Annotated in this window: 11 protein-coding genes and 1 pseudogene; 4 read left to right on the top strand and 8 right to left on the bottom strand. The window is 62.0% G+C overall.

What is annotated here, in order from left to right:
• The 3 genes from LB555_RS18520 to LB555_RS18510 all read left to right on the top strand — a co-directional run.
• On the top strand, positions 1-2,660 hold a 2,660-nt coding region (locus tag LB555_RS18520), incomplete at its 5' end, for a beta strand repeat-containing protein (protein WP_224683444.1).
• Positions 2,661-2,723: 63 nt separating this feature from the next.
• Positions 2,724-4,418 carry a type I secretion system permease/ATPase gene (locus LB555_RS18515; RefSeq protein ID WP_015319211.1) on the top strand — a complete coding sequence of 565 codons (1,695 nt, stop codon included), beginning with the start codon at positions 2,724-2,726 and terminating at the stop codon, positions 4,416-4,418.
• 19 nt (positions 4,419-4,437) lie between these two features.
• On the top strand, positions 4,438-5,775 hold the full coding sequence (locus LB555_RS18510) for an HlyD family type I secretion periplasmic adaptor subunit (RefSeq protein WP_224683443.1): 1,338 nt from the start codon (positions 4,438-4,440) through the stop codon (positions 5,773-5,775).
• Positions 5,776-5,926: 151 nt separating this feature from the next.
• Here the strand turns inward: LB555_RS18510 and LB555_RS18505 are convergent, their stop codons facing one another.
• The 7 genes and pseudogenes from LB555_RS18505 to LB555_RS18475 form a co-directional block, all read right to left on the bottom strand.
• Positions 5,927-6,394, bottom strand: coding sequence for a metallophosphoesterase family protein (locus tag LB555_RS18505; RefSeq protein ID WP_140665582.1), 468 nt, complete (start codon positions 6,392-6,394; stop codon positions 5,927-5,929).
• A 10-nt stretch (positions 6,395-6,404) separates the two neighbouring features.
• Complete coding sequence (locus LB555_RS18500; protein WP_140665585.1) at positions 6,405-7,313, bottom strand: ribonuclease Z; 909 nt, start codon at positions 7,311-7,313, stop codon at positions 6,405-6,407.
• Between the two features lie 306 nt (positions 7,314-7,619).
• Complete coding sequence (locus tag LB555_RS18495; protein WP_224683442.1) at positions 7,620-8,252, bottom strand: class I SAM-dependent methyltransferase; 633 nt, start codon at positions 8,250-8,252, stop codon at positions 7,620-7,622.
• 105 nt (positions 8,253-8,357) lie between these two features.
• A pseudogene (locus LB555_RS18490) lies at positions 8,358-8,525 on the bottom strand (nuclear transport factor 2 family protein); the annotation flags it as partial.
• Positions 8,526-8,633: 108 nt separating this feature from the next.
• Entirely contained in the window at positions 8,634-9,236 is a 603-nt protein-coding gene (locus LB555_RS18485) for an NADPH-dependent F420 reductase (RefSeq protein WP_140665590.1), read from the bottom strand.
• Between the two features lie 31 nt (positions 9,237-9,267).
• Complete coding sequence (locus LB555_RS18480) at positions 9,268-10,020, bottom strand: SDR family NAD(P)-dependent oxidoreductase (protein WP_140665593.1); 753 nt, start codon at positions 10,018-10,020, stop codon at positions 9,268-9,270.
• A gap of 47 nt (positions 10,021-10,067) precedes the next feature.
• Entirely contained in the window at positions 10,068-10,802 is a 735-nt protein-coding gene (locus LB555_RS18475; RefSeq protein WP_140665595.1) for an SDR family NAD(P)-dependent oxidoreductase, read from the bottom strand.
• 228 nt (positions 10,803-11,030) lie between these two features.
• Between LB555_RS18475 and LB555_RS18470 the strand changes: the two genes are divergently transcribed.
• Entirely contained in the window at positions 11,031-11,927 is an 897-nt protein-coding gene (locus LB555_RS18470; RefSeq protein ID WP_140727223.1) for a LysR family transcriptional regulator, read from the top strand.
• Between the two features lie 64 nt (positions 11,928-11,991).
• Here LB555_RS18470 and LB555_RS18465 read toward each other — a convergent pair whose 3' ends face one another.
• Positions 11,992-12,732, bottom strand: a complete 741-nt coding sequence (locus LB555_RS18465; RefSeq protein WP_224683441.1) for a ribonuclease activity regulator RraA — start codon at positions 12,730-12,732, stop codon at positions 11,992-11,994.
• Between the last annotated feature and the right edge of the window lie 22 nt (positions 12,733-12,754).

The following is a 12,754-nucleotide window of genomic DNA, read 5'->3' as shown; positions in this document are numbered from 1 at the left end:
TGGTGACGATCACCATCCACGGCACCAACGACGCGGCCGTCATCACCGGCACGGCGAACGGCGCAGTGACCGAGGCCAATGCGGCGCAGTCGACCGGCGGCACCCTGGTTGCCACTGATCCCGACAGCTCGAACGCCTTTGTCGTGCAGACCAACGTGGCCGGCAGCAACGGCTACGGCACGTTCTCGATCGACGCTACGGGTCACTGGACCTACGCCATGGGCAGCGCCCATAACGAGTTCGTGGGCGGCACCGACTACACCGACAGCATCACGGTGGCGACGGCTGACGGCACCTCGCAGGTCATCACCGTCACCATACACGGCACCAACGATGCACCTGTAGTAGATCTGAACGGCGCTTCAGCTGGATTCTCGACGACCTTGAACTATACAGCTGGATCTGCCGCCGCTGCCATCGCTCCTGCGGGAACAGTAACGGACATCGACTCCATCAACTTCGGCGGCGGCTCGCTCACTGTCGGGTTCACGGCAAACGGCGCGCTCACGGACCAGTTGACCATCCAGAATCAAGCCCCCGGCGCTGGCCAGATCACCGTCAGCGGCAACAGTGTGAGCTATGGTGGCACACTCATTGGTACCTTCACCGGCGGCACGAACGGGTCGAATCTGGTCGTGACCTTCAACGCCGCTGCTACGCAGGCGGCAGCGCAGGCCCTCGCCGATCATATCCTCTATGCCAACGCGACCAGCGCCACCATCGCCAAGACGGTGACCTACACGTTGGTGGATGGAGACGGTACGGCCAATGGAGGCGCGGATACCAGTAGCGTTACTGCGACGATCAGCGTTACGGGTAGCGACCTTACACCGCCGAACGTCTCGATAAGCCACCAGCTTTCGTCGAGCCAACAGGAGTCGACCTTCACTGTTCATGCGACGGATGCCAGCGGTATTCAGAGCGTTCAATTGTATGACAACGCTAGCGGTGCGCCCGTTCTCATCTATACGATGACCGCTGCGGAACTGGCTGCTGGGTCAGTGAGTGGAGACTACGTCCATACATTTATCGACGGCGCGCCTCCGTTCCCAGTCAGCAACTCTGTTCATCAAATAAGCGCGGTCGTCACCGACAACAGCTCGGCACACAATTCCAGTACGGCTGTGGACAGCGTGACATTCAAGACCAATGCTGGCGGTGGGAGCAGCTCCAAGTTCACGGCCCCCGCCGGCACCTCCGGCGAGCCTATCAACCTTGCTCTCACCGACCCATCACATGAGGGCGCGCTCATCACCGTCACGGTGAAGGATGTGCCTTCGGGCTGGACCATCGACGGCGCGATCCACAACGCCGACGGAAGCTGGACGATCCAGACCAACGACCTGCACGGGCTGACCGTTACCACGCCGGCCAGTTTCACGGGGGCAGCCGTGCTCGATGTCGAGATGACCTGGATCAATGCCGACGGCACCACGGGCACCGCATCGATCGCCGATAATGTCGAGGCCTACGCACCGGGTTCGCCGATCTTTGCCTGGTCCGGCGACGACGTGCTGACCGGCTCGCACGGCAACGATCTCTTCGTCTTCTCGCAACCGATCGGCGCCGACACGGTGCACAATTTCGATGCCGCGGCCGACCAGATCGATCTCATAGGCTATAACGGATTGGCGGACTTCGCGGACCTCCAGACGCATATCGCCGATGATGCCAACGGCAATGCGGTGATCGCGCTCGGCGACGGACAGTCGATCACGCTGGACGGCGTGCATTCGGGCGCACTCACAGCCAGCAATTTCGTGTTCGACCAGACGCCGGTGGTCAACAATTCAGGCACCATGACGATCGGCGACGGCGCGTTGCTGCCGCTCAGCGGCATTCTCAACAACAGCGGCCTCATCTCGCTCGACTCGACCGGCGGCGATACGCTGCTGCAGGTCATCCAGCACGGCGTGACCTTGCAGGGCGGCGGGCAGATCCTGCTGTCCGACAGCGCCGCCAACATGATTTCCGGCACAGGGCCGGACGTCACTCTTGTCAATATCGACAACACGATCTCGGGCGCCGGCCAGCTGGGCGGCGGCATGCTCAGCCTCGACAACCAGGGCACCATTATCGCCACCGGCTCGCACGCGCTGGTCATCGATATCGGTGGCAACGTCGTCACCAACTCCGGAACGCTCGAGGCGACGGGTTCGGGCGGCTTGACGGTCGCCGGCGGCCTGGCGAATTCAGGCATGCTCTGGGCCAATGGCGGCGACATCGTGATCCACGGCCAGGTTACCGGCGACGGCGATGCCACCATCGGCAATTTGTCGAAGCTGGAATTCGGTGGCGCCTCGTCGACGGACGTCACCTTCGGACACGACGCTGCCGGCACGCTGCAACTCGACGATTCCTTCGACTACAGCGGACGGATCGGCGGCATCACCAATGATGACAGGCTGGACCTCGGCGATATCCTGTTCGGTGCGGGAACGACGGCCGTCTATCAGGCAAACCAGGATGGCAGCGGCGGAACGCTGACCGTTTCGGACGGCACCCACGGCGCCGCGCTGCATCTGCTCGGCAATTATGATGCGAACGCCTTCAAGCTTGCCGATGATGGCCAGGGTCATACCGTCGTTTCGTACAATCCGGCGGAATTCACGCTGACCGGCATCGGCAATGGAGCGATTTCAAGCGACTTCGTGGTGTGAGCGAAAAGGGCCGCCGGCTACGGCGGCTCCCTGACCTGACGTGTATCGAGTGGGGTTCTGGAAGTGGATAGCAAGTCTCGAATTGTGAAGGATGCGCTTCGGGCATGCCGCCGCTATTTCCTGGTTGCGGCGGCGTTCAGCCTGGCGATCAACCTGCTCTACCTCGCTTCCCCCCTCTACATGCTGCAGATCTACGACCGGGTTGTCACCAGCGGCAGCGAAACCACGCTGGTGATGCTGACCCTGGTGTTGCTGGCGGCCTTCCTTTCGCTGGCCGGTCTCGACCTGGTCCGCGCCTGGATCCTGACGCGTGCCAGCGCCCGGCTCGACCGGCTGCTTTCGGCAAAGATCCTCGCTGCGTCCGTCGAGGCCCCATCGCCCGGCTCCTCGCCGAGCCAGCCGATCCGCGACTTCGATACGTTCAGGCAGGTCATCACCGGCAGCGGCATCCACGCTTTGTTCGATCTGCCGTGGTCGCCCATCTACATCGGCATCATCTTCCTGCTGCATCCGTGGCTCGGCTTCTTCGCACTGGGCTGCTCGCTGCTCCTGATCGGCATGGCCGTGCTCAACGAGTATCTCGTGCGCTCGCCGCTGAAGCAGGCCAACGAGCTGGCGACGAACAACTATAACTTCACCGAGATGAGCCTCAGGAACTCCGAAGTCGTTCGCGCCATGGGGATGATCGACGGTCTCATCCGCCGCTGGGGGCGCGACCGCAACCTCGCGCTGCGGCGCCAGGCGGAGGCAAGCGACCGTGCCGCCTTGATGTCGGGCCTCATCCGGTTCCTGCGGCTCACCATGCAATCGCTGATCCTCGGCCTCGGCGCCTATCTGGTCATCGAGCGGCAGATTACCGGCGGCACCATGTTCGCGGCGAGCCTCCTGCTGGGCAGGGGGTTGCAGCCTGTCGAGCAGATCGTCGGCCTCTGGCGCAGCCTGATCCTGGCGCGGGCAGCGTTGGCAAGGGTCGAGAGGCTGGTCGACGGGGGCGCGCGCAACGAAAGAGCGTTCAACCTGCCGAAGCCCAGCGGCATGATTTCCGTCGAGCAGGTAAGCTTTGCAATTCAAAGCCAGCAGAAAGTGCTTCTGCGCGACGTGTCCTTTCGGTTGGAAGCAGGCGAGGCGCTCGGAATCGTTGGCCCCTCCGGTGCCGGCAAGTCGACCCTGGCGCGCCACCTTGCCGGCGTCATGCAACCCAGTCGCGGCACAGTCAGGCTGGACGGCGCCGACCTGTCGCAATGGGGGCACGACGCATTAGGTGATCACATCGGCTACCTGCCGCAAGATATCGAACTCTTCTCCGATACCGTCGCCGCCAACATTGGGCGCTTCAAGACCAATGTCGACCAGGAGGTGATCGAGGCCGCGCGGCTCGCCGGCGTACACGAGATGATTATCCGACTGCCGCAGGGCTACGAGACGCAGATCGGGGAGGGCGGCGCCGTGCTGTCGGGAGGATATCGGCAACGGATTGCTCTTGCCCGGGCGGTGTTTGGAACGCCGAAACTGATCATTCTCGACGAGCCGAGTTCCAATCTCGACGCCGATGGCGATCGCGCGCTGAGCGACTGCGCGATCGAGCTCAAGCGCCGCGGCAGCACTGTTATCATCGTCTCCCACCGGCCCTCGACCTTGGCGAATGTCGACAAGATCCTGCTGTTGCGCGATGGCGCCGTCGAGGCGTTCGGCATGAGAAACGAGATCGTGGCGCTGCTCAACCAGCGCGCGGCTCCAATGGCGGTGGCGACCCAATGAGCTGTGGTCGGAGAGATCGATGAGCGACAGTGCCCTCACTTACCATAGCCTGCCTGGCGAGTCCGGCATCCTGGCTCCGGATTCCATCGGGGTGCCGGCCTATATTGGCCTGCTGATCATAATGGCCTTTTTCGGCATTTTCGGCGGCTGGGCGGCCATTGCCCCTCTGAACGGTGCCGTGCTCGCCGATGCCATCGTCAAGGTGGAAGGCAATCGCAAGAGCGTCCAGCACTTCGACGGCGGTACGGTGAAGGAGATCCGCGTTAAGGATGGCGACGTCGTCAGGAAGGGCGACATAATGCTGAAGCTGGACGACACCAGGATTCGGTCCGAGTTCAATCTCTATGCCCAGCAATATGCACTGTTGCGCGCCACCGATGCCAGGATCCGCGCCGAATTGGACGGCAGCCAGGCGGTTGCCTTTCCCAAGGACATCCTCAAGGAGCACCAGGACTACCTCAAGGACGCAATGGCAAACCAGATCGCCGACCTGGAAAGCCAACGCGCCTCGATGGCCGGCGCAAGGCAGATCCTCGAACGGCGCATTGCCGAGCTCGAGGAGCAGATACGGGGCAAGCAGTCTCGGGTCGAATCCTACCGGGCCCAGCTCAAATCGACGATCGGCGAGAAGGCCAGCCTGTCGAAGCTGCTCAAGGCCGGTTTGACGACCCGCCCACGCGTCCTGGAACTGGAAAGGTCGGCCTCGGATTTGCAGGGCTTGATCGATGATAATCTCGGCGCCATCGGCGGCACCCAACAGAGCAAAGCTGAGCTCGAGAGCCAGATCGCACAATTGACCAATGAGCGCCGGACCAAATTGTCGGCCATGCTGATCGATACGCAATCGAACCTGTCCGACCTCATACCCAAGATGTTCGCCGCCCAGGCCGCCATGGACCGGGCCGAAGTGCGTGCACCCTATGATGGCCAAGTGATGGATCTCAGCGTTTTCTCGATCGGTGCGATCGTGGCGCCGGGCCAGACCATCCTTGACATCGTGCCGACCGAGAATTCACTGATCGTCCAGGCACAGGTTCGCGTCGAGGATATATCGAACCTGCGTCCCGACATGGCCGCCGAAGTTCGTTTCACATCATACAAGCAGCGTTCGATACCCATAATTCATGGACGCGTCGCCCGCATTTCGGCGGATCGCATTACCGATACCAAGACCGGCTTTCCCTATTACCTCGCGGACGTAGCGGTCGATCCCGTGGAATTGGCGGCCGCCCCACAGATCGCGCTTTATCCGGGCATGCCGGCGTCAGTCATGATCGTTACCGAGCAACGCACGGCGCTCGACTACATTCTAGGCCCGCTGGTTGTGTCGTTCCACTCAGCGTTTCGCCAGAAATGACGGATCAGTCCATCACCGCACGCGGCGAGAACTCCCGTTAAACAAGTCGCGAAGAATGCGTGTCTCCGCGTTACGGCGCGCCTGCCATCTTGTGAAAAATCGAGGAGACACTCGGATATAGGTGCGGGCGTGATGTGCGCGCTGAATTGGTTCAGCCGCTTGCGAAGCCCAATATAGAAGGCTCTATGCTGTCTCGAGTGATGTCGACCGTCGCAAGGGTGACAGGCAGCTTAAACCGTCGTGGGCCAGCGCTGCCCGGATTTAAATAAAGCACGCCATCCACTGTCTCCATCCTCGGCACATGCGAGTGACCGGACACGATCAAATCGATGCCTTGGGCAACCGGGTCGATCTGCAGCGTCTTGAGATCATGAAGCACGTAAATTGCTCGCCCGGCGAGGCGTACGAGCTCGGTTTCCGCGTATGGCAGCGCCCAGCCACCGGTGTCTACGTTTCCTCTGATCGCGGTAACCGGCGCGATACAGCGAAGCGCCGTGATGATCTCAGGGCGACCGATGTCTCCTCCATGAATGATGTGGTCGACCCCTGCCAGGCAACGCGCCGCCTCCGGCCTCAGCAAGCCGTGCGTGTCCGAGATGACGCCAATTCTGAATGTCATGGCCCTGCCACTAGACGGTGAGGGTGGTGAAATCCGTTGCGATAAGGCTGTTCGCAAACGCCTGAACGGCTTCCGCGAGAATTTCTTCGTCGTAATAGCGGCCGGAGATGTGCGTAAGAACGAGCTGCTTTACATCGCTGGTCGCTGCCAGCGATGCTGCCTCCGCGGCTGTCAGATGTCCGTATTCGCGCGCCATCGCTGCATCTCGTTGCAGGAATGTGGCTTCGATGACAAGCAGGTCGGCGCCGCTCACCTTGTCGGCCAATCCATCAGTGGTTTCGGTGTCGCCTACAATGACCAGCTTCTTGCCAGCCTCGGGTGGTCCGAGGACTGCTTCGGGAGCAATCGTTCGGCCGTCGGGAAGAGAAATTGAGCGGCCTTCGGCCAAATCTTTCCGGATCGGACCGTCTGGCACACCGAGAGCTACCAAGCGGTCCGAACGGAGGTGACGACGCGCCGGCGTCTCGAAGACGAAGCCATAGCTGTCGGTGTCGCGATGGCGAACTTGAAAGCAATCGACGGTGAACTCATCCACCTCGAACACGCGTCCGGGGGCAAGCGGCACGAGTTGCAGCGGGATCGGCGCGCGTCCCTTACCCCAAAGGCCAGCGAGCATGCGGGCGACGACGTCAAGAGTGTCTGCGCTGCCATGAATGGTCACATGGTTCTTGCTCTGCCGGAGCCGAAGCGTCGAGAACAAGCCTGGAATCCCGAGCACGTGGTCGAAGTGCGCGTGCGTGAGGAGCAGGCGATCAAGTCGCCTGAATCCGGCGCCGCTGCGCAGAAGCTGACGCTGGGTGCCTTCCCCGCAATCGACCAGCACCCGTTGACTGCCGGCTTCAACGAGCAGCGCCGGGTGATTGCGCCCGGCCGAGGGCACGCTGGCCGAGGTCCCGAGGAAGGTAAGCCTGAATGTCATGCGAGCAGTCTACCTCGCGGGCAACGAGACCTCAAAGCGGGCGAAGGAGCGGTCCTAGATAGACTTCGCGTAACCGGCTTGGAGCGACAAAAGAGTGAGCGTGAGCGCATTCGGCATCGCGTGTCGCGTATCGCGCCAGATTATAGGCAGTGAGATAGCTCACAATCTTCTCCGATCCCTCTTCAAGAGGGCTGCGTTACACCAGCACCTTTGCTCAAGAGAACGGACAGCCAAGGCCCTCGTGTGGAAAGGGCAACGCTTTCACGCTTGCGGGAGCTGAGCCACTGTGGGGCGGATGACTCACTGTCAGGGCCTCAGGAACCGAAAGGCGAAGCGATCGGTCTTGCCCTTGATCGAAGGATCGAACACCTTGCTCGAGTGCGGATCGTCCTTGTTCGCCAGCATGGTGCTTTCCGCGTCCAGGACGAAACCGGCCGCCTCCACCTCCTCGCGAACGGATGCAGGCTCGATCCGATGTAGCGACTGTGCCTCGCTCGTGCCGGCCCCAACGGCGGCGGCGTGGTCCACGATAACGTAGGAGCCACCGGGCTTCAGCCGCTCGTAGACGGCTTGATTGAAGTCGGCCGCCGTCGCGCCCCCGGCTTGAATCAGAGCGGTGTGGAGATCGTGATAGAACAGATGCAGCCATATAACATCCGCTGGCTGCGCGACCTCCGGCATCGCCACAAGGTCCGCCGAGACGGCTTCGACGTTCTCTCGGCCCGGCTCCTTCGCGAGCGTCCGCATGCGGCCGACCGGATCGTCCTTGAAGTGGGCGACTTCGGCCGGCACGAAGCTGTAGACACGTCCTTGGGGTCCCACGATGTCTGAGAAGACGCGGGTCCAGTCGCCGTCGCCCGGGTAGACGTCGATGACGGTGAAGCCCGCATCTGGGCGTGCGAACCGGATCAACTCGGATAGCTTGGATTGGTCGTACATCGAGATCTCCTTTCGATTGAGCATTCGACGAGCGCGAGGCGTGCGAGGGGCGATCCACGGCTGATCCGCCGTCCACCCCATTCCGATGGCCGCTGATGGCCAGCGCTACGCCGGTCCGGAAGCGTCCATCTGCGAGGCACGTGCCAGTGCTTGTGTGTCGACGTATTCCCGGATGTTGGTCAATCTGCCGTCCCGGACCGTGATGGCGAAGGTCCAGTCGTCCTCGAACGTCTTGTTCGTGGCCTTGATCCTTCCCCTCGCGGAGCCCCTCACGGTCTGGATGGTCTTCTCGATAGTCATGGGAATTTCCCTATTTCGCGCGGACCGGATCACGCTCGGTCCGGTCCGTGCATCGTGACCCTGCCGGTGGGCAGGTCGTGTTCATCGGTCGAACTTGACCAGGTCCTTGAAGATCAGATGACCCCAGCTATTTCCGCGCGCCTGGACCAGCAGCCCACCTTCCGAAAGCCCGCCAAGTTTGATCGGCGAGAAGCCGAGATTTTCCGCGAGCGTACCAATCTCCGCTGCGGCAGCGTCATCGTCGCTCGCCAGGAACACGACTCTCCTGCCGCCATGCACTGCTGAATCTTGGTCAAGGGTGGCAGCGCCCAAATGGTTGAAGCCCTTGACCAGTCGTCCACCGGGGAAAGCCTGCGCGATGAACTTGGAAGAAGGCTGTCCTCCCAGCTTCTCAGGGGGCACGCCGTAGGCATTGGTCACATCGACGATGGTCTTCCCCTTCCAGGTGGACAGCGCCTTCGCGACATCCGGATGCGACTCGAAACGGACTGCCAAAAAGATGATGTCCGCCTTGACCGCGTCCGCCAGCTTTTTGGGGATGATCGTAGGCCCGATCGCGGCCGCGTCCGCGGCAAAGCTTTCCGGGTCGCGCGTGGTTGCGACGGATACCTCGATGCCCTTGCGAGCAAATGCCTTGGCGAGGGCTCGGCCGATATTGCCGAAGCCGATAATTGCGTAGCTCATGATGTTTCTCCGATCTTGTGTGATGCCGAGGTCAGACCTGGGCCATGCCTCCATCGACGGCGAAATCTACGCCGGTGATGTAAGAGCTTTCGTCAGAAGCAAGGAACGTGACGGCAGCCGCGATTTCCTCTGGCTTGCCCCTGCGACCCATTGGGATCTGTGAAGCAAACTGGGCGGCCGCTTGCTCGGCTTGCTCGGGGGTAAGGCCCGTCGTTGTCGCCAATGCCGGGGTCTCGATTGGTCCGGGACTCATTGAATTCACGCGAATTTTGCGATCTTTCAGTTCCAGTGTCCAAGCGCGCGCGAAGTTTCGCACCGCCGCTTTACTCGCTGCGTAGGCGCTGAACCCTGGCAGCCCCAATACGTTGGAGACCGAAGAGGTCAGGATGATCGAACCGCCGTCACTGAATAGTGGAAGCGCCTTCTGTACCGTGAAAAACAACCCCTTCACATTCACATCGAAGGTTTGGTCAAAATGGGCCTCAGTCGCTGCCGCGAGCGGTGCGATTGTCCCTGCGCCTGCGTTCGCGAAGAGAATGTCGATGTGGCCGTGTTTCTCTTTCACGACGGCATAGACCCGGTCCAGATCCTCCAAGCGCGACACGTCGCCTGCGACCGTCGTAACGTTTCTCTCGATGAAGGCCGCGGCCTCCTTCAGCTCTTTCTCTCGTCGCCCGGTGATCACGACGTGCGCGCCTTCTTCAACGAAGCGCTTGGCTGTCGCCAAGCCGATCCCGCTGCTTCCGCCGGTGATGACAGCGATCTTACCTTGTAGCTTTTTCATGATCTTCTATCCTTCGTTGTGTGAGCCAGGCGCGGGACGCGCCAGCGTCAGAGTTGCGCCAGGCCGCCATCAACGGCGACCTCGCTGGCGGTCATGAAGCTGCTGTCCGACGACGCGAGAAAGGCAGCCACCGCCCCGATTTCCGCCGGATCGGCCATGCGCTGGAGCGGAGTCATCGAGGCGAAGACCTTCTGTCCTTCCTCGCCCAGCGCTTCCTTTGCGAGGTCGGTCGCGGTCGCCCCGGGCGACAGCACGTTTACGCGGATACCGGTGCCCTTCAGGTCCTCCGCCCAGGTCCGCGCGAGGTTGCGCACTGCCGCCTTGCTCGCGCTGTAGGCAGTGAACCCCGGTGCGCCCGTGGTGCCGGCGCTCGATCCGGTCACGATGATCGAACCCCCCGGGCCCATCAGCGGCAGCGCCTTCTGGACCGTGAAGATCGTACCTTTCACGTTGGTGCCGAAGGTTTCGTCAATGTGCTCGGCGGTGATCTGGCCGAGCGGAAGCGGGCCTCCAGCCCCGGCATTGGCGAAGACGATGTCGAGGCTTCCGCGTTCGGCCTTCACCGCAGCGTAGAGCCGGTCGAGGTCGGCCTCATCCGAGACCGAGCCTTTCACCGCGCGGGCATTGGGCCCGAGGTCCGCCACAGCGGCGTCGAGCGCTTGCTGCCGGCGGCCGAAGATGAAGACGAAGGCGCCTTCCTCGATGAAGCGCTTTGCAGCGGCGCGGCCGATGCCGGTAGCGCCGCCGGTGATCACGGCGGTCTTTCCATTCAGTCTGTTCATGTCGTGCGTCCTTCGTTTCGCCATCTCGGGTCTTTGGCTGTACGGTGGGTCAACCCGAGAGCCTGAACATGGGATCGCCGAAGTCGGGCGGTGAGTGCGGAATCGTGCACATCGGTGGTGCGAAAACGATCCAGTCAGACGATTGAACGCCGCAACAGTCGCGCACATTACAGCTCGGCGTGCTAGAATGGGCTTCGGAAGGCGCAGCTGGCGGCGCGGGAATGCACCATGATTGACTGGGATGACGTTCGCTACTTTCTTGCCGCCGCGCGCGGCGGCTCGGTGCGGGCTGCCGCCGAGCGCCTCGGCGTGTATCACTCGACCGTGATGCGACGCATCGCTCAACTTGAGGAACGCCTCGGGGCGCAGATGTTCGAAAAGCTGCCTTCGGGCTACCGCCTGACGGCTGCGGGCGAGGAGGTCCTCGAGCTCGCGAACCAGATGGAAGCGTCGTCGCACCAGCTGGAGACGCGTGTCTTCGGTCGCGACCAGAGCGCGCGCGGGCTTTTGCGGGTGACAGTTCCACCGTTCCTCGCCACACACCTGCTCATGCCGGATCTCGCCGACTTCGCGCGTATGCATCCGGACATCGAGATGGAAATCTTGACCACTGGCGAGGTGGCGAATCTGACTAACCGAGAGGCCGACGTCGCGATCCGCATTGTCGCCGACCGCAAGACCCTGCCGCTCAATCTTCACGGCCTGAAGGGACCGGAGGTGTTCAGCGGCGTCTACATGTCTCGCGATCGACTACCCGCGTTGCGTGCGGGCACGCCTGATCCCCTCCGGTGGATCGCAATAGACAATCATGGAATTCCGGACTGGGCGCGCGAGGGAGAAGTTCACATCACGGGAGCTCCGTTCAGGACTCCGGATGCCGAGACGCAGATCATCGCGGCGCAGCAAGGGATCGGGATGACGAAACTGCCGTGCTTTGTCGGAGATGCCGACCCCCTGCTCGTGAGGGTGCCGGGCACCAACCCGCCCATGCATGGGACACTCTGGATTCTCACGCAGGGGGAGACACGCAAGACGAAGCGCGTTCGGCTTTTCACGGAGTTCGTATCCCGCAGGCTCGCCGCGTACGCTCCGCTTATCGCAGGACTGTCCGTAACGCGTGACTAACGCCCGTCTGGGACTTGGCGGTTCGCCTGCCCTTCATGAGACATTTCGGGATCTCGATCGTCCATCAAAATTTTGGGTTGGTTGCCCGCCAAGCCTCGTACTCTTCGGTCGCACTTGGGTGCAGCGGATAATAGCGTTGCAACGACCCGCCCTCCATGAGCTTCATGCGTGAGAACTCCTCCCAGTCGTGATGTTTCTGGGATTCTTCGATCACCTTCGCGGCCATCGCAAAGGGTAGCACCACCACCCCATCATCGTCGGCGACGATGATGTCGCCGGGGATCACGGTGACACCGCCGCAGGCAATCGGAACGTTGACGGCATTGGGATAAATGCTGGTTTGCACATGGTAGTTGGGCGTCCAGCCGCGCAGCCATAGGGCCAGATCGAGCTTTTCGACATTGGGCCGGTCGCGCATGCAGCCGTCGATGACGATGCCCGCGCCGCCTCTGCCCTTGAAATACGTCGACATCATATCGCCGAAGACGCCCGAACTCATGTCGCCGCGCGCATCGACTACGACCACATCCCCTTCCTGTGCGTGGTACAGCACATGCCGGTGCAGCTGTGTTTCCGGATCGGCATATTCTCCCTCGTTGAAAAGATCGGGCCGCTGCGGCAGGAACTGCAGCGTCAGCGCCGGTCCGACGATCGATCTGCCGTGGTTCTGCGCCACCGGGCCGACCATATGCGGATTGCGGAAGCCCATATGGCCAAGCGTGCCGGCAACCGTCGCGGCGCCGATCTCCTTTAGCGCGTCGATCAGATTCTTGGGCGGCCGCGTGATGTCGGAAGTATGCGTCATTGTGGACTCCGATTGAAAGGGA

The organism is Mesorhizobium sp. BR-1-1-10, assembly GCF_020165595.1.
In the GTDB taxonomy this organism is placed as follows: domain Bacteria; phylum Pseudomonadota; class Alphaproteobacteria; order Rhizobiales; family Rhizobiaceae; genus Mesorhizobium; species Mesorhizobium australicum.
Note: the sequence above shows the minus strand (reverse complement) of the source record. Positions and strands in the feature narration are given on the sequence as shown.

Excerpts from the sequence above, each read along its gene's own strand:
- LB555_RS18510 (WP_224683443.1), top strand. The coding sequence starts at position 4,438 with ATGAGCGACAGTGCCCTCACTTACCATAGCCTGCCTGGCGAGTCCGGC.
- LB555_RS18505 (WP_140665582.1), bottom strand. The coding sequence starts at position 6,394 with ATGACATTCAGAATTGGCGTCATCTCGGACACGCACGGCTTGCTGAGG.
- LB555_RS18500 (WP_140665585.1), bottom strand. The coding sequence starts at position 7,313 with ATGACATTCAGGCTTACCTTCCTCGGGACCTCGGCCAGCGTGCCCTCG.
- LB555_RS18495 (WP_224683442.1), bottom strand. The coding sequence starts at position 8,252 with ATGTACGACCAATCCAAGCTATCCGAGTTGATCCGGTTCGCACGCCCA.
- LB555_RS18485 (WP_140665590.1), bottom strand. The coding sequence starts at position 9,236 with ATGAGCTACGCAATTATCGGCTTCGGCAATATCGGCCGAGCCCTCGCC.
- LB555_RS18480 (WP_140665593.1), bottom strand. The coding sequence starts at position 10,020 with ATGAAAAAGCTACAAGGTAAGATCGCTGTCATCACCGGCGGAAGCAGC.
- LB555_RS18475 (WP_140665595.1), bottom strand. The coding sequence starts at position 10,802 with ATGAACAGACTGAATGGAAAGACCGCCGTGATCACCGGCGGCGCTACC.
- LB555_RS18470 (WP_140727223.1), top strand. The coding sequence starts at position 11,031 with ATGATTGACTGGGATGACGTTCGCTACTTTCTTGCCGCCGCGCGCGGC.
- LB555_RS18465 (WP_224683441.1), bottom strand. The coding sequence starts at position 12,732 with ATGACGCATACTTCCGACATCACGCGGCCGCCCAAGAATCTGATCGAC.